Consider the following 19,155-nt stretch of genomic DNA (forward strand, 5'->3'; position numbering starts at 1 on the left):
CGATGTGAATAAAAAAGGGTGGATTGTTGTTCTTGTCATCATTTTATTGCTTGGAAATCTGGGTCCGCTTGCTTATGCGGATAACAATCAGCCAGAAGCCCGTGCCAATCAGGTAACCAGCCCTGCGATCACGATTTCTTGGCTGCAGGAGACCCATGGAATAGATGAGAACTGGATACGTGAGAAATTGGGAGGAGGCGTTAGTCTCTACCAGATTCATAGGGCGTTGTCTGAACATAATCATGTGAATGACGCCGACAAATTTCTTTCCAATCTTCAAGTTGAATCCTCAGTTCAATATCAGGGAATACAAACGGCGCAAGCCGCCAGTATATTGGCTGCGAACCCGGCGGTGGACGAAGCTGCGCTTAAACAGGCGCGCGTCCAGGATGATGCTTCCTTGTATCTGAACCATTATGGCGATGATGCAGTTTCCATGTCCAGCGGGGCTCTGTATGTTGCACAGACCGACATAGAGCTTCCTGGCATGATCCCATTCGAGCTAACCCGGATTTATGACAGCTCCAAGGCAAATGGAGAAATTGGAATTCGCGAGGATGCTGCGAGTGGACGGATCGTTAACGAAAGTTTCATCCGAAGGGATGAAATCACATCCTCACTTGGACGGGGCTGGAGCTGGGATCTTCCTTACATCCAGGAGATTGACGGTATTCGTTATCTTTATTTCTCCGGAGCAGGCACCTTTGCGTTGTCTGATTCGCTGGATATCATCGGATATCATTGGAATGATATGCAGCTGGTCAATGATCGAAGCGTGAATGTAAACGGTCTGCAGGGTGAATATAAGCTATCGATCCTTAATGGTTACATCTACTACTTTGACGCTTGGGGATATCTGATCCAAATCCAGGATCTGTATGGAAATACCGTGAGCTTTCATTATGAACCGCTGCCCGAAGGGCCGGTTCTGAAGCGAGTAGTGAACAGTGAAGGAAATGCCCTTCAATTTAACTACACAACTCTTGGTCTGACGGTAGAACTTGAGGGAACCGATCGGAAAGTCGAGTACCGTAAAGTCCAACAGAAAGGGTACACCCTGCTGGGAGAGACAATAGATTCGTTATCTCGCAGCACATCATACGTATACAGTTTGCCGGAGTCCCGTTTTAACTTATTGTCTGACCTGGTTGGAGTACCAGATCAACACAAGGATGATGGGACTGCATTATTGACTCGAATCATATATCCAACCTCTCGAATAACAGATATTCAATACAATGCATATATGGGGTTAATCGGAGATTATGCGACAAGGCATGTGTTTAGAGTCAGCTCCCGCAAGGATACGTACAGCACGACATCCGGAGTGAAGACATTGGGCCTCCGCAATTTTGACTATTCCGGAGAAGACCTGGGCAGCTTTGGCCGCAATGTGGATATGACAACAACCGTACTGGGTGGCAAATGGAGCGAGACGTACAAAATCAGCAAAACTCATGAGGGTAACGCAAGTCCGTCTCTCCAATACTTGAAGGAATACCGTTTATCCGGTGATGCCGCGGGTTATGTCCAGGAATTTGAGTATGACGCGACTGACAAGAAGAATATGCCGCGTAGGGTAACGGAATCGCATCTCCAGAACAGCATCGCATCCCAGTCTGTAACAACAACTTATACTTATGATGAGCATGGACTCATTACATCGAAGAATTCGAGTACAGGTGAGGAAGAAAGCTACGAATATGAACAGAAGACGGGATCAGCTGCGTGGAAGAAGCCTTCCGTGATCACCGTGAAAATGAATGATCGGCAGTCGCGAGTTACGCAATTCGAATATGATGATCAAGGCAGCGTCACAACAGAGATTGTGTCTGAGGGCGTTGGAAGGGCATCGCTATCTTACACGGAGTATATATACGATACTTATGGCAATCTGTCACAGAGCCGGGTCAGAGACAATTCGCGTGTCATTGAGCAGTCCTATCAATATGAATCACCTCATGGACGTCATTTACGGACAAGTGAATCGGTCATTGTCCGGGATGCTTCGTCACGAGCATCTACAGTCTCCAATCATTATTCCTATTGGCCTACCGGAGAATTGAAAAGCGAGACAGATAATGATGGTAACGTGAGTTCCTATGCGTATGATAAGGCTGGCAGAATTACGGCAATCGAATATCGTGATGGAACCAGGTCCACTGTACAGTATCTGGATCAACTTAACCGAATCATTGAGACCGCGGCAGATGGTGTTGTTACAACAGAGCAATACGATCCGTTTGGTCAGCTGCTTCAGGAGAAGACACATCAAACCCTGTTTCAATATGATTACGATGATGAGGGCAATGCGACAAAAGTAACAGATGCGGAAGGCAATGTTACCACCCATACGTATGATGCATTTGGCAGAAATACAACGACGGTGTACCCGGACGGAACCAGTAGTAGTATTCATTACGATCTGGTAGAACGGACGATCACTTATACCGACGCAGCAGGGAACAAGCATCGGGAGAACTACGATCTGCTAGGTAGAACAACCTCAACAGAAGAATGGAAGAACGGAGCGTATATGCCGCTCCAGCGCATGGAATATGATCTGCTTGGTCAAGTTATCGCTTCGGTGGACGGCAATCAGCAGCGTACGGAATATGCGTATGATGTGATGGGGCGACTAACTTCAGTCAAGGATCCACAAGGAGAAATTACCCGTTATATATACAGTCTGGCTGGTGATTTAGTCCAAACGGTCTTCCCTGACCAACAGACAGTAACCAGGACGTATGATGAACTCGGGCGCCTGATCCGACAAGTGGATATGCAGAACCAACCCACGGTGTACTCCTATGACAGTCGTGGAAATGTTATTCAGAAGACGGATCGGAATCAACAAACCCATCGATATAACTACGACAGTGAGAATTTGTTGTTGTCCCAGAGCGGACCGGACTATACGGTGACCTATACCTATGATGATGCGGGCCGCCGAACCAGCATGACGGATGAACATGGAAAAACCACGTATGGATATAATCCAGAGGATGGAAGACTGGAGCAGCTGGTATATCCGGATGGCACCAAGATCGCGTATGAATATAATACGCAAACCAAGACGGGTTACATTCTGACAGACGCTGCAGGGACATCGCTCCGGGTATCCTCTGAATTGGATGAGATGAACCGCGTATCGGTCATGGAGATCAGCGGCGGAAGCAACAGCCCTTCTATCATGTCAGCATCCCCCATCGATCGGATGACCTTTGAATACGGGGCGAACAGTCTGCTTGCTCGGCGCAGCTTCGACAGCGGACTGAGCATCGGGTACAGCTATGAAGGTTATGACATAGCTGGCGTAACGGTTCGTCAAGGCGGCGCGTCCATCCATGAATTCGGCTACCGTTATGACCCGAACAAAAATCTGATTAGCCGCACCGAGAACGGCAGGACTGGACAGTTTACCTATGATCCGTTAAATCGGGTCGAGTCGGAATTACTGGGCGATAGAAATATCACCTATTCGTATGACGTGAACGGAAACCGACTTGAGCAGGGAAGCGGCAAGATTTTTGGCCTGAAGGAAGCTAAGTATACATTTGATAGTCAGAACCGGTTGATCAAGGTAGCCGGTGAAGGCAAGGAGATCAGCTACTCCTACAATGGTGATGGTCTGCTATACGAACGTTCAGATGACACCGAAACGACCCGCTATTACTATGATGAAGAAGCGAAGCTGATTGCTGAAGCGGAGGTTTCCAAAGGACAATCCATTATCACCTATGCTTACGTCTACGATTTGTATGGCGAGCTGACGGCAAGACAGGATCGGGCCACCGGCAAGCTGGAGTACTACCAGTTTAATGGACACGGCGATGTTGTCGGATTGGTGGATGAGCAAGGAACTTCGTTAAACAGTTATACTTATGATATATGGGGTGGCCCGGAAGAAACGAAAGAAACGGTTCCAAACATCATGCGCTATGCAGGAGAATACTGGGACGACACAACCGGACTGCAGTATCTACGTGCACGGTGGTACGATCCGGGAACGGCCCGGTTCATCGGTGAGGACCCTTATGAAGGGGAACTGGAAGATCCGCTGAGTCAGAACCTGTATACGTATGTGCACAATAATCCGCTGATATATGTGGATCCGAGCGGGAACACAAGAGCATCTGCCATGTCGTGTATGCTTCTGTGCTTCGCGGCAGGAACGATCATCGAAACTCAAGATGGTCCGAAGGCTATTGAAGACATTGAAGTCGGGGATTACGTACTGGCTCAAAGCGATGTGACAGGAGAATTGGCATATAAACCGGTGGAAGAGACGTTCTATCGGGTAACGGAAGAGACATATCACATTCAAGTGGAAGACACTACGATCGTCACCACTGCAGAGCATCCATTCTGGGTCGTAGGTCAAGGCTGGGTGGAAGCCCGTGAATTGAAGGCAGGGGACCAACTGGTCAATGACGAAGGAACAGAGTATGCGATCAAGCAGATCGAAGTGAAACAAGAGACGATCAGAGTGTATAATTTCAGTGTAGGGGATTACCACACGTATTTTGTCAGCGAACTGAAATTATGGACCCACAACTGCAGCGGCGGCGGAGGCGGACTCGGAAGAGGCCTAACCAGAGGCAGCCTGGGAGGCGGCAGCAACGGGGCATTCGTCGCGCGAGGTCCTGGCGGCGGGGGAACGAAGAGTTCTTCGAGTAAGGCTGGGACTAAGGGTACGGTTAAAACAATAAATGGTTTTGAAGCTAAAGTTCATCCAGGAAAACAAGGTAAACATATACCAGGTCATCCGAATTATCAAAAAGGTAAAAGTATTTTCACAGGTAATGGACAAAAACTATTAGATAAATATGCTGGCAAGGGTGAGTGGATAGGTCAAAATAAAGAGAGGGTAAACTTTAAACAGGTTATAGGAAAATGGGTTGACCCAACTACTGGAAAGGCTTATGAAACTACCAAAGGTATTATACACTACTCGAAAAACGGTGCACATATTGTACCTGCAAGACCTTAGAAAGAGGTGTAGCAAATGGATGGATTTATTTCTGTATTAAATAGATATCCAAATGGAACAGAAGTCTTAGTTGATTGGGAAAACAATTTAATAATTAAAGCAGAATTAGATACAATTTATGAAACTGATAATGGATTAGAATTAGAAGAAGAAGGATACGAAGAATATTTTGCGTGTACGTTAAAAATATTATCAATAGAAAAAAACCTTTCAAATAAAGTTATAAGAGAAGGTGAGTTACTAGAGTTATCAAAATTAAACAAGCCTAGTAATATTTTCTTGGTGAATGGCGAACTTATTTGGAAGAGTAATTAGACATTTTTCTCCCTGGGTATTCTGCCACAGGGAGATTTTTTTATAATGTAGACTTAAAAAATTTAAATTGAATCAAAAACTCATGATGGTAAGTAGACACACGAGATTGGATGCAACGACATTTAAATAAAATAACCACACTAACTACTCGATTTATTTTTACACATGAGAATGAAAAAGCTCGTAATGCTAAAGGTGTAATATACAGGCAACACAAGGCGGGTGAACAAAGAAGGAAAATGAGAATTTTAGAGTGAGGCAAAAAGAACAATTATTATTTGAAATTCAAAACTCATGATGGTTGTACCATCAAGGAGTAGAGTTTTAATACTTGTAGGAACTGAATAAGAACGAGAATTGGGCGAGATGATATTTGGAGTTGTCAAAAAAAGTGCAGTTTGAAAACACACTCATGAGAACCCCATGATTAAGCTGCCTGTGACAGCATTCTTTCGCGATAAATAGCTGGGGGCCAGCCCCCTGGATTAGAGGTGTACACCCTCTGTCTGTTGTAATAGACCATGATGTATCGGAAGATAATCGATTTCATATAGGCCATCGGGTATTGCTCGGTTTTGATCTTATATAGCTTTTCTTTCTTTAGCGTAGCAAAGAAGCTTTCCATTCTTGCGTTGTCATAGCAGCGCCCTGTGCCGCTCATGCTTTGAACGACATCTCGTTTAGCCAGACACGCTCGGAATGCATGGCTCGTGAACTGGCTGCCTCGGTCGCTGTGATAAATCATTCCACGAGCATTTCTGGCCTTGCAGGCGTTCTCAAAAGCTTGGATGCAGAGTTCCTTGCGCATGTTGTCATCCATGGCCAGACCCACGATCTCTCCATTGAAACAGTCCAATACGGCGGACACATACACCTTACCGTCTAAACAAGGCACTTCTGTGATATCCGATAACCACTTCTGGTTGGGCGCTGAGGCGCTGAAGTCTCTCTGAATCAGGTTCTCGCTCTTTTGAGCTGTCGCATCCTCACGTGTAATGCCGTTTGGATGACGCCTCACTTTCTTCAGCAGACCGTGCTTCTTCATGATGCGATAGACGGTGCTATAGCTGGTCACGATCTCTTTTTGCGCTAGAGCCAGCCTAATCCGCTGGGCGCCGTAATTACTGTTGTCTTCATATTCTTCGATGATTTCTTTGATTTTGACCAGAAGGCGTTCTTGCCGCTCTCGTTTGGGTGTGGGCTTCAAGCTGCGGTAATAGCCTGATTCGCTGACAGCAAGTACTTTGCACATCTCCTTGACGGTCCATCGATCCCGTCGTTCACGGATGTAACCATAGAGCTGGCATGCTTTTACCGCTTCCGGTCTTTTGCGAAAAAACCAAGTGCATCCTTGAGAATTTCATTCGCACGACGCAACTCGCTGTTTTCTCTTTCTAATTCGATTTCACGCGCAGTCTTATTGGTAGATGCATAAGCGCGTCCACTTCCGATATGCGCTCCATCACCGTGCAGGGTTCTTCGTTTCCTCCAGTCCTGCAAGGTGTGGTAGGCTACGCCCAACTGCTCGGCGGCTTTCTTGGGCCCGATCTCATCGCTTAACCTTACCGCTTCTTCTTTGAATGTTTTGTCGTACCGATTCATTCTCGCTCATCCCCTCATTAGCTTTCATTTTATTTCATACGAGGGTGTTTTTCGACTGCATTTTTATCGTAGCACTCCAATTTTAAATAGCAGGAGGAGTTACGACATGGAATGGCTAACAAACTAACGAGAATGAAAAAGCTCGTGGCGATAAACAATAGGGTAACGTGATAGGGTGTTCTTTTACTTATTTGGATTAAAAATTTTGGGTTGTATTTTTACTAGAGACGGTCGTATAATACTCGCTATTCGTTTAAAAAGCGTTACATAATTTTTTTTAATTTCCGTAACGGGAGGGTGAAAAGTTGAATGTAGTTGGTTATATACGAGTCTCGACTCAAGGGCAAGCAAGAGAGGGATACAGCTTGAAATATCAAGAAGAGGAAATTAAAGCATATTGTGAAGAGCATGGTTGGAACTTGATTCATATTTTTAGAGATGCAGGAATTAGTGGCGCAAAATTTGAATGAAGAAGCACTAGAAATAGACAGGGTGGGCTTACAGGAAATGTTGGCTCACCTTTCGTCTGTCCAAATTGATTATGTGGTGGTGCTCAATGCAAGTCGATTATGGCGGTCAGATATTGTGAAGGTGCTGATTCAAAGAGAGTTGAAGAAACTTTGGGTCTGGTGGGAAAGGCAAGGAACAAAAAAGCAAACAGGGAAATCGCGCGCTGCATGCTTTATTTTACAATTTAGCAGTCTAACAAGTGCAAGTTGCGAAAGGAAGTAAACTGCCAAGGAACCCAGTATTTTATTTTATGCTTATTACCAAAGAAAACTTAAAGAAGGTAAAACAAAGGGACAAGCATTGGTTTGCATAATGAGAAGACTTGTGAACATTATTTACGCATGATGAAGTACAAAACAGCCTATGAAATGCCGATAGTGCAAGAAAAAGAAGTAGTTTAATAGTGTGGTAAAATGGCTGATTTTTTTATTTTTAGCTTTTAAGATTATAAAGATAGGGTACGGGTAAAAAGCATTCGTTTGGGAAAAACACTGTTGGTGCAGCAGAGAGATATATTCCAAAGAGTATAAATATGGTTAATGACAAATGCCATAAAAAACAAGGTATAGACGCACATGGCTGCATGCCTTTCAAGGTTCTTTACTTTAAATGAAGACGGATAGGGAAAGAGAGACGTATCACATTCAAGTGGAAGAGTATGTGATATCAAGCAGATCGAATTGAAACAAGAGACGATCAGAATGTATATTTTCGTATAGGGGATTACCACACGTATTTTGTCAGCGAACTGAAATTTATGGACCCACAACTGCAGCGGGAAAGGGATTAATATTCAACCTCTTATGAAAAATTTAAGTAGAAATGATGCAAAAGCAGTAGAACAAGTACTTATTGAAATTCATGGTTTACAAAAAAATGGTGGTTCATTAATGAATAAAATCAATAGTATTTCTAATAAGAATCCATCATATGCAAAACAACTAAAAAGAGGATATGAGTTATTAAAAACTATTGGAGATAAATAGAGGTGAATAGTGTGGCACGAATAAAAGTTGGAGATGTATTTGAAGTTGATACTCCAAGAGGAAAAGCGTACATTCAATATGTTTCACATAATGAAATGATTGGGGAATTAATACGTGTATTACCAGGAGTATATGATAAAATACCAGACAACATAAAAGAAATAGTTACTGGGAAAGAAGAATATTTTGTGCATTTTCCAGTTAAGGCAGCTAAAAAGCAAAAAATAGTTGAACTAATTTCAAATTTTGATTTACCTAAGGGATTAGAAATTCCCAAGAAATTTAGAACAGAAATAATGAATAATGACGGAAATCTGGTTGGTTGGCATATCGTAGACTATGAAACATGGCAGAGGGAAACAATCAGTGAATTAACGGAAGAACAAAAAAAATTGTCTCCTTGGGGTACATGGAATGACACTTTGCTTATTGAAAGAATTTCACAAGAGTGGACATTAGAGAATTGGAGATAGGTGTTTGTACATTAAGAGCATATATATTTACTGATACAATAATCCTTAAACCTTGATTGGCTATTTGCCTTTCAAGGTTTTTATGCTTTAAAATATTTTTACGATAATTAGTCCGATTTTTTTAACTAAATATTTTGAACTGTTAAACTGACGTACAAGATAGGTTCGATGACTTCTTAAGTAAGAGTTTAAAAAGAAGGAAAATGAACTATGTGGAAGGCGAATTAAAAGAGTTAATGAGCTTACTAGACTTTCAACTAGACTCCATGCCAGGCATTGACCTCGTAACAGCTTCCGCTTTAATTGCGGAGATTGGTGACGTTAGGCGTTTTCCAAATGCCAACAAATTGGCATGATTTGCGGGGATTGCGCCTGTTTACTTTGGTCTGGTGGGAAAGGTAAGGAACAAAAAAGTAACAGGGAAATCGGGCGCTACACGCTTTATTTTACAACCTCGCAGTACAACAAGTGCAAGTAGCAAAGGGAAGTAAATTGCCACGAAACCCAGTGTTCCACGCTTATTACCAACGTAAGCTGAAAGAAGGCAAAACAAAAGGACAAGCATTGGTCTGCATTATGCGAAGGCTTGTGTACATTGTTTATGGCATGATGAAGTATAAAACAGCCTATAAATTGCCGATAGTGCACGAGAAAGAAGTAGTTTAATAGGGGGGTAAAATGGCTGACTTTTTTATTTTTCGCTTTTAAGATTACAACATAGGGTACAGGTGAACTTAGTCGTAGTGGTGCTTTGAACCAAGCGAAAAGAGATGCAGGAATACCGAGAAGTCAACAGCCTGAAGCGGTAAATCGAGTGGACATGCGCTCAGCCGCACATGAGGGCGGACATGTAATAAAAGATTCACATGGGAAAGTTATTAGTACTAGAGAGTATACTTACACTAATAAAGACGGTAAAAAGATTGTAATTCAAGACCACAGTGCAGGGCACCAAAAAGGGGGACAAGGCCCACATTTTAATGTAAGGCCTGCTGATAATACCCGAACAGGTAAGGTCCCCGGCACGAAGGAACATTATCCTATTAAGAAATAGGGGTGAGTAAAATTTGTGGTATGAAAGTTTGGAACGGAACAACTTTTTAGTTAGTTTGTATGAAAAAGTACCTGAACTCAAGGAAGTTCGTATTTCTGAAATTAACATTCATGATGAAGGACGTATTGTTGCAGTTAAATTTGATATGCCTTATTATGCCGAACGTCCCCCAAAAAAGTGGGTGGAACAAGGTGATAATACTGTTGCTGTTAGAATTGATTTTTCGGCTATACACGAAATTAAACTCAGTTCCGGTACATTAGACTTCAGGGCAAATATCGAAATTTTGAAGGATGAAGCCGACTTAATTGTAGTTAAGATTACCGGAACAGTTAATGCTTTCATCAAGGCCGAATCGGCATTTATTCAAACTGTTACTGGCTATTCTAAGTAGACAAATGCCCTGAATTGGCTGAATACCATTCAGGGCTTTGTTTTTAGTTGGGGCTACCCAGTGCCGAATGCACTCATCATTCAACCAATAACTTCTATAACCCATGTAATATCCGTATAAAGATTTCATCATCTTCGTTGTACGCACAACGAAGATTGAAATTTATCACCCAAATAACGGTATTCCGTTACATCAAACAGGTCGATTATGGTCAGATACCTCCATGATTGACCTGTTTTTTGTTATGTTCGTTTTCTTGCGGTTTTTTCATAACAAACGCAATTTTATGAATAGATAGCCCGATGGATAGAGTGTCGAATGGAAAAACGGCATTGGTATTTGGGAACGATACCCGTCACCTTCCAAGTTTAGACGGTGTAAGTGTAGAGAAATTGACTACTTTTTTACTAGAAGCCAGTAACAATACATGTTCGGTAAAAAAGCGAAGGAAATATTAAAGCTGATGAAAGAAGATGGACACACAGCGAAAGAACACCAAGAAATACGAGTCTTTCTAGTGAGAAGCATCGTTCGAGACTTTTCATTTAAAAAGAAGGACATGAGCTATGTGGAACGAGAATTAAGAGAGTTAATGAGCTTACTAGACTTTCAACTAGACTCCATGCCAGGCATTGACCTCGTAACAGCTTCCGCTTTAATTGCGGAGATTGGTGACGTTAGACGTTTTCCAAATGCCAACAAATTGGCATGATTTGCGGGGATTGCGCCTGTTTACCTTGGTCTGTGGGAAAGGTAAGGAACAAAAAAGCAAAGGCGCTGCACGCTTTATTTTATAACCTTGCAGTCCAACAAGTGCAAGTAGCAAAAGGAAATATTCTACCAAGAAACCCAGTATTCCATGTTAACTACCAAGCAAGCATTGGTTTGTATAATGAGAAGACTTGTGAACATTATTTACGGCATGATGAAGTACAAAACAGCCTATGAAATGCCGATAGTGCAAGAGAAAGAAGTAATTTAATAGTGTGGTAAAATGGCTGATTTTTTATTTTTAGCTTTTAAGATTATAAAGATAGGGTACGGGTAAAAAGCATTCGTTTGGGAAAAACACTGTTGGTGCAGCAGAGAGATATATTCCAAAGAGTATAAAAATGGTTAGTGACAAATGCCATAAAAAACAAGGTATAGACGCACATGGCTACATGCCGTTCAAGGTTCTTTACTTTAAATGAAGACGGATAGGGAAAGAGAGACGTATCACATTCAAGTGGAAGAGTATGTGATATCAAACAGATCGAAGTGAAACAAGAGACGATTAGAATGTATAATTTCGTGTAGGGATTATTACACGTATTTTGTCAGCGAACTGAAATTATGGACCCCACAACTGCAGCGGAGGCGGAAGAGGCCTAACCAGAGGTAGCCTGGGAGGCAGCAGCAACGGGGCATTCGTCGCGCGAGGTCCTGGCGGCGGGGGAACGAAGGTTCTTCGAGTAAGGCTGGGACTAAGGGTACGGTGAACCTACGCAGAAATCTGGTTCACTTAAACTTGATTTGCAATTATTCGCAAAAAAGCAAGTTTCCTACTGGCTCTGTCAGTGGTAAAGATGTGGTGAAATTCCTGAAAAAAGATGGTTTCTCCGAAGTGAGTCTAAATGGTAGTCATGTAAAACTAAACGGACCGAATGGGGAAGTAGTAATAGTTCCTGTACATGGAAATAAAGATTTACCAATTGGAACTCTTAATAGTATTAAGAAACAAGCAGGCTATAAATAAAGGAGTGATTAGGTGGCTCAAAAGGAGTATGGATATTGGGCAATTTTCGACTTTGCTGATGATGGGATATCTGTGAGCTTCCCGGATTTACCCGGATGTATTTCATGCGGCTACTCAACAGAGGAAGCAATTCAAATGGCGAAAGAAGCTCTCTTATTGTATCTCGAGGATATGGTAGAAGAGACTATCCCCAAGCCGACTCAGATAAGCCCATCGATACTGATGCCGTCGGAAAAAGTATATTTAATAAAAGTTAAGTTATAAAATTTACAATTAACCTTGATTGGCTTCGTGCCTTTCAAGGTTCTTTTTTGGCGGGGGCTACCTAGTACCGAATAAACCCATCATTCAACCAATAACACATTTAACCCATGTAATACCCGTATGAAGATTCCGTCATTTCTGTTGTACGCACATAAAGCTTGAATTTTATACCCTAAATAACGCTTCCGATACACAGAACAGGTCGATTATAGTCAGATACCACCATGATAGACCTGTTTTTTGTTATCTTCGTTATCTTGCGGTTTTTTCAAATTAAACGCAACTTTGCGAATAGATACCTCGATGGATATAGTGTCGAGAGCATCGCAACAAATTCATAGGATACCCCGACAACTCATCAGCAATTAAGCTATCATTATCCGTCCTACAAGAAGTTCTTCTGTGACATTGGCGGTAAAGCGGCTTTAGCCTTTTGGGAGAAGTACCCTGCTCCACATCACTTAGAATCGGTGGGGGCGGAGGAACTAGCGGCTTATCTCCGTAAAGCAAGCCATAACACCTGCTCTACCCGGAAGGCAGAGGAAATCTTGGAACTGGTGAAGAAGGACGGGGAAACAAAGCGGAACTACCGAGCATCAAGAGACTTTCTTGTCGTAAACATGGTACAGGACATGAAGCGAAGTAGGGAACTGATTAAGGAGACGGAAGAACAGCTTCGTCAGGTTCTAAGCGAAACTGACTTTAAGTAGCAGTCGATGAATGGTATTAGCACCGTTACAGCGGCGGAACTGATTGCCGAAATCGGAGACATTCGCCGCTTTCCTAACGCTGATAAGCTAGCCCGTTTCGCCGGAATCGCACCTGTCCGCTTTAGTTCGGGCGGCAAAGGGAAAGACCAAGCAAGCGGACAAGGAAATCGGGTATTGAACGCCATCTTCGATAACCTAGCCGTTCAACAAATCCAAGTGGCTAAAGGTGAGAACAAGAAACAACGGAATCCTATCTTCTACGAGTATTACCAACGTAAGCTAGCAGAAGGCAACACGAAGAAACAAGCCCTAATATGCGTCATGAGAAGGCTTGTAAACATCATCTACAGCATGATGAAGAACAAGACAGAGTATCGGGCGGCAACGCTAACTGAACGTCAAGCAAGCTGATATAATGGTGGTAATTGGTAAACTGATTGCCACCTTCTTTATTCCCAAGTTTAAGATTACAACTTAGGGGACGGGAAAAAGTCAGTGATGACACCCAGGGTATCCAAATAATTTATCTAATTCTCAAATACTACTAGGTGTTAAAAGTTCTTCGAAAGGACTATCCACTCCAGGCAGTACAACATATTCTAAAGTACTAGATGCAGGTAAAGCTTGGGCTGGTAATGGCGCAAAGCCAATCTATAGTTCAGGACAACTAATCGGATATAGTAGTAAGGATGGTATGCGTGCATTTCGTTGACAGTTTAAAAATAATGAACAAATGTGGAGAGCCAATTTTACTGAAAATGTAAAGAGTGGGCTGTCTGGAAAAATAACACAAATCAAAAATGTCCAATTAGACATCCTAAATTAGAGGTGGTACGAATTGTTAGAATTAAAGGCATTGACAATAGCGAATGAGGATTGGGGAGACGATGAAAGTGATTTTTTCATCCTTTTACAAATAGATATAGGTGAAACCACTACAGATACCCCTTCTGATTTATTTACAATTAATGTAGTGAGCCCTAAAAGGTTAGGTAAGATTTTACAAGAAAACGATATTGAAATAGGATATGGTTATTTTATTATGCATGACTTTAATATAAATATTATTAAAGAAAAAATACAAAGACTTATTAATATTAGTCATGATAACTCTCATGAAAAAATGATTTTTAACCTTTCAAAATATTTTAGAAATACTAATGTGTGAGACATAGAAGTAAATCCTATAAAATTAAGAGGCTGTCCAGAAAGTCAGTGAAACCTGACTACTGGCAGCCTCTTTTTTTGTAAAACGCTAAAAATATGCGCAAAAAAACCGTCTTTTCCTGTAAAATGAAAGTTACCACACAACCATTTCAGAAAGGGACGGTTTTTATGCGTAATCAAATGACTACTACTAAACATTATAACATGCAACTCACATTTCCTCTAGAAAATATAGAAGGAAACATAGATTCTAAACGAAAGCTCACACCTGCTTTTAAAGCTTATGATAACAAGCAGATGCATATGATCTTGGATCTAGAATCACTAATCCCTTCCCACCATGTCGCTCGTATCATTGATGAAATGATTGAATCTATTCCTGACGAGCTGTTGTTTGCTCATTATGTTGGCGGTGGCCGTAGTTCCTACCATCCTAAAATGATGCTCAAAGTGATTCTTTATGGCTACTCTCAAAAAGTCTATTCCTGCCGTGGCATTGAAAAACTATTACAAGAAAACCTACCGGCGATGTGGCTAGCTGCGATGCAACAGCCGGACTTCCGCACCCTGAATGACTTCCGTGGTGTGCGAATGAAGAGCCTTATGGATGAGCTCTTTCAAACGATGATTAAAAAGCTCATCAACGACAATTTTATTACCATGGAGAACTACTTCTTGGATGGCACAAAGATTGAAGCTAATGCCAACAAGTATTCTTTTGTGTGGAAAAAATCTACGTTACGCTTTGAAGAGAAACTCAAAGAAAAGGTGCAGGCAACCCTTGCGCATATTCATACGCTCACGCAGCAAGAAGCTAGTGAAATGGTAGCTACCGATCCAGATGAGCTTCCTGTACAGCTTGAAGAAACAGCTGTTATTCTAGAAGAACAAGTAGAGCGCTTAACTGAACAGATCGCTCAAACCAATGACAGTGAAGCGAGAAAAGCCTTACGAAAAGAGCGTAGTGCCTGGAAACAGCCTCTGAAAAAGATTCGTCAAGACTTTCTTCCACGTCTGGCCAAGTATGATCAGCAGAAAGCTTGCTTTGGTGATCGCAATAGCTACTCCAAGACCGATCCAGACGCTACGTTTATGCGAATGAAAGAAGATCACATGAAAAATGGTCAACTTAAACCAGGTTACAATGTACAGATGGCAACGGAAAACCAATTTATTTTGTTTTATAGTCTTCACCAACGACCAACGGACACACGCTGCTTCATTCCGCATATGGAGCAACTTGCTGCGTCTTCTTTACCCATGCCTAAAACCGTGATTGCTGACGCTGGTTATGGTAGTGAGGAAAACTATTTGTACGCGTTAGGCGAAGAAAAAGAGACGCGATTTGATTTTCTTATTCCATATGGCAGCTATATGCACGAACAAACCAGACGCTACAAAAAGAACATGAAGCATGCAAGCAATTGGACGTATGAAGAGTTAGACGATCGCTTTATTTGCCCGAATGGTCGATACGTTTCGTTTAAGAAGTACCAGACGAAGAAGACACGCTCCGGCCTAGAGCAAAGCTTTAAGATTTACGAATGTGAGGATTGTAGCGATTGCCCATTAAAGGCAGCATGTACGAAAGCAAAGGGAAATCGTCAAGTACACTGGAACACGGTATGGGAAGAATTAAAGGCAAAGGCAAAAACAGCCCTTGAGGATGACGAGAAATCCGCGATCTATGCTCGACGTAAAGTCGAGGTTGAGAGTGTATTCGGTCACATCAAGGGCAATCGGTCGTTCCGCAGATTTTCCTTGCGGGGTCTAGAAAAAGTTCATACAGAGTTTGGGATTGTGGCCTTGGCCCACAATCTACTGAAAGTAGCAGGCATTCGCCTCGCTACATTCTTTCAAACGCAGGGACGTAAAAAGGTTGGACGGAGAAATGGTTCTCTTCTCGTCCAACCTTTTTACTTTAGGGACTTATTGGACAGCCCCTTTTTACATGGGGTGAGTGGCGAATGATTAGCACTACTCAATGATAACTTACATAACCCATGCTCTATGTGTAAAGAGAATTAATAAATTATTCAGACGTACAAAATATTGAAAATTATGTCCTAAATTAATGAACAACAACTTCAATTACAGCCCCAACATCATCAGTTAGGTCCATACTTAAAGTAAAATAACTACTCTTCGCATTCTTCCTAAAAACATTTCAAATTTGCTCGCAACTTTTCCACTCATAGAACGATTAGTACCATGTAAACACCTTTTCCCTTGGTGCTATTCGATAATAATGAGTTCTTCCACCTTGATGTCCAATGCTATACATACTCTTTCTAGCGTATCTAAGTATACCCTATCCACCTTGTCCGAACAAAGGTGACTAATTGTGTTGGGGCGTAGGATTGTTAGCCGAGCCAATTCTCACTGCGACATGTTTAGTATTTTTTTAATATGAGAAGACTTGTGAACATTATTTACGGCATGATGAAGTACAAAACAGCCTATGAAATGCCGATAGTGCAAGAGAAAGAAGTAATTTAAGAGGGTGGTAAAATGGCTGATTTTTTATTTTTAGCTTTTAAGATTATAAAGATAGGGTACGGGTAAAAAGCATTCGTTTGGGAAAAATACTGTTGGTGCAGCAGAGAGATATATTCCAAAGAGTATAAAAAAGGTTAATGACAAATGCCATAAAAAACAAGGTATAGACGCACATGGCTACATGCCTTTCAAGGTTCTTTTCTTTAAATGAAGACGGGTAGGGAAAGAAAGACACGTATCACATTCAAGTGGAAAAGCATGCGATATCAAGCCGATCGAAGTGAAACAAGAGACGATTAGAATGTATAATTTCGTGTAGGGATTATTACACGTATTTTATCAGCGAGCTGAAATTATGGACCCCACAACTGCAGCGGCGGCGGAGGCGGAAGAGGCCTAACCAGAGGTAGCCTGGGAGGCAGCAGCAACGGGGCATTCGTCGCGCGAGGTCCTGGCGGCGGGCGAATGAAGCGTTCTTCGAGTAAGGCTGGGACAGAGGGGACGGGTAATGGTAAGATACTATGGGCTTCTTGGAATGATTATAAAAAGGTTAATGTTAATTTGCAAACATATGGCAAAGAGGGAAATAGACTATATTCTAAACATGCAGTTGATAGAATGCAGCCAAGTGGAAAAAGTTATGGAAGTCCAACTCAAGCAGGTGGGGATTATGGTAGAAGTGTATAACCGTCTTTTTACGGAAAATAATAAAATAAATACCAATTCAGTAGTTCAACAGAATGGAAATCTTTCTTATAACTCAGGAACTTTACAAGTATAACTAATAAGCAGGGAGCAGTTGTTACCATAATTACAAAGTAGGTGGTTACATGGGAGATAGAAGTCATATAAAGCAATTATGCAGTAAGTTTAAAGGTAAGGAATATGATTTAATTGAATTTCAAAATAGGTTAGAAACAGCAATATTTCCTCCCGAATTAGAGGGATTTAAATATTCAGTACTAAATGAAATAGAAGAAATCCGATTTACAAAATTAGAAGAGAATTTTCATCATTTAGGATTAAAAGTGGTAGAGAAAATATTAAAGCGAATAAATTGATAAAAATAAACCTTGATTGGCTAAATGCCTTTCAAGGTTTTCTTTTAGGGTGAGGCTACCTAGTGCCGAATAAACAGCATTTTAGCTACAAGAAAGAGATAACCCATATAAGCCCTCTATGATGTAATTACAAATTATAAAGTACGTACAACACCTATAAAACGTATAACCTATTTAATTTATCCTAGCTATTAGAAGTAATCACAAAATCATCAGTTACCACCATTTTGACGAAAAAAAGTTAATCTTCGTTTTCTCCCTGCTTGTAAAATACTTGAAGCACCTGAGCCCTTGACGTATTTGAATCACAGGGTTATGACACCTCCATTCTGATTTGTATCGATTACACAGGAACATAACACCATAATTTCACCTATATGGATGATTGCAAGGAGTTTAATGGCTAAAATAGTTCTTTAACCCTTCATAAATGGCAGTGGCTCCAAGAGCTTGTCCATCGCTGCTTAATAGCAGTTCTTCCTCGCCCGGATTGGTGAGGTATCCCATCTCTACGATGACCGCCGGAACCTCCGACCTGGACAGAATCACGAGCTGTTGCTGTTTGATGCCGCGATCCCGAAGGCAGAGCGCTGCGGTAATCTCCTTCTGGAGCGTTCTGGCTAGCGGTATGCTTTCGTTATGGTAGTACAAGGTTTCCGTCCCGGAAACCGCGGGGTCCTCGTACGTGTTGCCGTGGATGGAAACCAGCGCATCCGCATTCCACTCATTAGCGATGGCAGCTCGCTTTTCTAACTCAACGAATTGATCGTCTTCGCGGGTCATTTTAACTTCGAACATGGGATCCTGCTCAAGCAGCTGGTACACCCGCTGTGCCATCGCCAGATTGTACTCCTTCTCAAAGGCACCGCTGCTTCCCGTCGCTCCCGGGTCTTTGCCGCCATGTCCGGGGTCGATCACGATCCGGAATGTCGATGGACCGGATTCTGACAGCAGTGGGGGGATTTCAACAACGGAGGCCCCGCTGGTTGATGCGATCCTAATTCCTACAATCGTAACGATAAGCAGTATAAGTGACACACATAATCTTTCGAACCGTTTTCTCCGAGGGACACTTCTCGAGAAGCCTTGTCTTTTGTTTGTCATGTTTCATTTCCCTTCCTTTCTTTCACAGGGAATGTTACATGGCGGACATCAAGATCATATGCAGACGAGATCAATGGCAAGTGAAAATGAAGGAAGTTATTGCGAGAGATAGACTATTTTTATATAAGGACATGTTCGGCATATACAATTTTTGTAGCCAAAGAGAATTTTGATCATCAGGGAGCGAAGAATCAACGCGTAATCTTCAGAGCAAGTGGTTGTAGCATGGACGATTATCTGCAGCATGAACCGTGATCCCGGGAGGGACCGCTTACAATTAGTTGA

At 42.1% G+C, this 19,155-nt stretch carries 14 protein-coding genes and 7 pseudogenes; 17 read left to right on the top strand and 4 right to left on the bottom strand.

What is annotated here, in order from left to right; genetic code table 11:
* The first annotated feature begins 4 nt into the window (after positions 1-4).
* Both MKX64_RS21465 and MKX64_RS21470 read left to right on the top strand, forming a co-directional pair.
* Positions 5-4,993, top strand: coding sequence for a polymorphic toxin-type HINT domain-containing protein (locus tag MKX64_RS21465; RefSeq protein WP_341037337.1), 4,989 nt, complete (start codon positions 5-7; stop codon positions 4,991-4,993).
* Between the two features lie 15 nt (positions 4,994-5,008).
* Complete coding sequence (locus MKX64_RS21470) at positions 5,009-5,308, top strand: hypothetical protein (protein WP_341037338.1); 300 nt, start codon at positions 5,009-5,011, stop codon at positions 5,306-5,308.
* 427 nt (positions 5,309-5,735) lie between these two features.
* Here MKX64_RS21470 and MKX64_RS21475 read toward each other — a convergent pair.
* Positions 5,736-6,605, bottom strand: a pseudogene (locus tag MKX64_RS21475) (IS3 family transposase); the annotation flags it as partial.
* Positions 6,606-6,619: 14 nt separating this feature from the next.
* Positions 6,620-6,910 (bottom strand): transposase, encoded by a 291-nt coding sequence (locus tag MKX64_RS21480; RefSeq protein ID WP_155619201.1) that lies wholly within the window; start codon positions 6,908-6,910, stop codon positions 6,620-6,622.
* Between the two features lie 305 nt (positions 6,911-7,215).
* Between MKX64_RS21480 and MKX64_RS21485 the strand changes: the two are divergent.
* The 13 genes and pseudogenes from MKX64_RS21485 to MKX64_RS21545 form a co-directional block, all read left to right on the top strand.
* Positions 7,216-7,528, top strand: a pseudogene (locus MKX64_RS21485) (recombinase family protein); the annotation flags it as partial.
* Position 7,529: 1 nt separating this feature from the next.
* A pseudogene (locus tag MKX64_RS21490) lies at positions 7,530-7,821 on the top strand (IS110 family transposase); the annotation flags it as partial.
* Between the two features lie 402 nt (positions 7,822-8,223).
* Entirely contained in the window at positions 8,224-8,406 is a 183-nt protein-coding gene (locus MKX64_RS21495) for a hypothetical protein (protein WP_341037339.1), read from the top strand.
* 2 nt (positions 8,407-8,408) lie between these two features.
* Positions 8,409-8,879 carry a hypothetical protein gene (locus tag MKX64_RS21500; protein ID WP_341037341.1) on the top strand — a complete coding sequence of 157 codons (471 nt, stop codon included), beginning with the start codon at positions 8,409-8,411 and terminating at the stop codon, positions 8,877-8,879.
* Positions 8,880-9,082: 203 nt separating this feature from the next.
* Positions 9,083-9,545, top strand: a pseudogene (locus MKX64_RS21505) (transposase); the annotation flags it as partial.
* Between the two features lie 154 nt (positions 9,546-9,699).
* Positions 9,700-9,933 carry an HNH/endonuclease VII fold putative polymorphic toxin gene (locus MKX64_RS21510; RefSeq protein WP_341037818.1) on the top strand — a complete coding sequence of 78 codons (234 nt, stop codon included), beginning with the start codon at positions 9,700-9,702 and terminating at the stop codon, positions 9,931-9,933.
* 13 nt (positions 9,934-9,946) lie between these two features.
* On the top strand, positions 9,947-10,327 hold the full coding sequence (locus MKX64_RS21515; protein ID WP_341037342.1) for an Imm50 family immunity protein: 381 nt from the start codon (positions 9,947-9,949) through the stop codon (positions 10,325-10,327).
* 340 nt (positions 10,328-10,667) lie between these two features.
* A pseudogene (locus tag MKX64_RS21520) lies at positions 10,668-11,309 on the top strand (transposase); the annotation flags it as partial.
* A 495-nt stretch (positions 11,310-11,804) separates the two neighbouring features.
* The gene (locus tag MKX64_RS21525) at positions 11,805-12,065 is read left to right on the top strand and encodes a type II toxin-antitoxin system HicA family toxin (protein ID WP_341037345.1); all 261 of its coding nucleotides are present in this window, start codon (positions 11,805-11,807) and stop codon (positions 12,063-12,065) included.
* A gap of 12 nt (positions 12,066-12,077) precedes the next feature.
* Complete coding sequence (locus MKX64_RS21530) at positions 12,078-12,329, top strand: type II toxin-antitoxin system HicB family antitoxin (RefSeq protein WP_341037346.1); 252 nt, start codon at positions 12,078-12,080, stop codon at positions 12,327-12,329.
* Positions 12,330-13,045: 716 nt separating this feature from the next.
* Positions 13,046-13,450, top strand: a pseudogene (locus MKX64_RS21535) (transposase); the annotation flags it as partial.
* A 427-nt stretch (positions 13,451-13,877) separates the two neighbouring features.
* A complete protein-coding gene (locus MKX64_RS21540) occupies positions 13,878-14,207 on the top strand; it encodes an Imm8 family immunity protein (protein ID WP_341037349.1) in 330 nt (109 codons plus the stop codon).
* 167 nt (positions 14,208-14,374) lie between these two features.
* Positions 14,375-16,177, top strand: coding sequence for an IS1182 family transposase (locus MKX64_RS21545; protein ID WP_341037350.1), 1,803 nt, complete (start codon positions 14,375-14,377; stop codon positions 16,175-16,177).
* Positions 16,178-16,441: 264 nt separating this feature from the next.
* On the opposite strand, the pseudogene MKX64_RS21550 reads toward MKX64_RS21545, so the two are convergent.
* Positions 16,442-16,585, bottom strand: a pseudogene (locus tag MKX64_RS21550) (helix-turn-helix domain-containing protein); the annotation flags it as partial.
* A 628-nt stretch (positions 16,586-17,213) separates the two neighbouring features.
* On the opposite strand from MKX64_RS21550, the gene MKX64_RS21555 reads away from it, so the two are divergent.
* Together MKX64_RS21555 and MKX64_RS21560 are read left to right on the top strand one after the other, a co-directional pair.
* On the top strand, positions 17,214-17,486 hold the full coding sequence (locus MKX64_RS21555; RefSeq protein ID WP_341037352.1) for a hypothetical protein: 273 nt from the start codon (positions 17,214-17,216) through the stop codon (positions 17,484-17,486).
* 49 nt (positions 17,487-17,535) lie between these two features.
* On the top strand, positions 17,536-17,766 hold the full coding sequence (locus MKX64_RS21560) for a hypothetical protein (protein ID WP_155618964.1): 231 nt from the start codon (positions 17,536-17,538) through the stop codon (positions 17,764-17,766).
* 396 nt (positions 17,767-18,162) lie between these two features.
* On the opposite strand, the gene MKX64_RS21565 is transcribed toward MKX64_RS21560, so the two are convergent.
* Positions 18,163-18,870 (bottom strand): N-acetylmuramoyl-L-alanine amidase family protein, encoded by a 708-nt coding sequence (locus MKX64_RS21565; protein ID WP_341037353.1) that lies wholly within the window; start codon positions 18,868-18,870, stop codon positions 18,163-18,165.
* Positions 18,871-19,155: the final 285 nt, after the last annotated feature.

Source organism: Paenibacillus sp. FSL M8-0334 (assembly GCF_038000405.1).
Taxonomy (GTDB): Bacteria; Bacillota; Bacilli; order Paenibacillales; family Paenibacillaceae; genus Paenibacillus_AQ; species Paenibacillus_AQ campinasensis.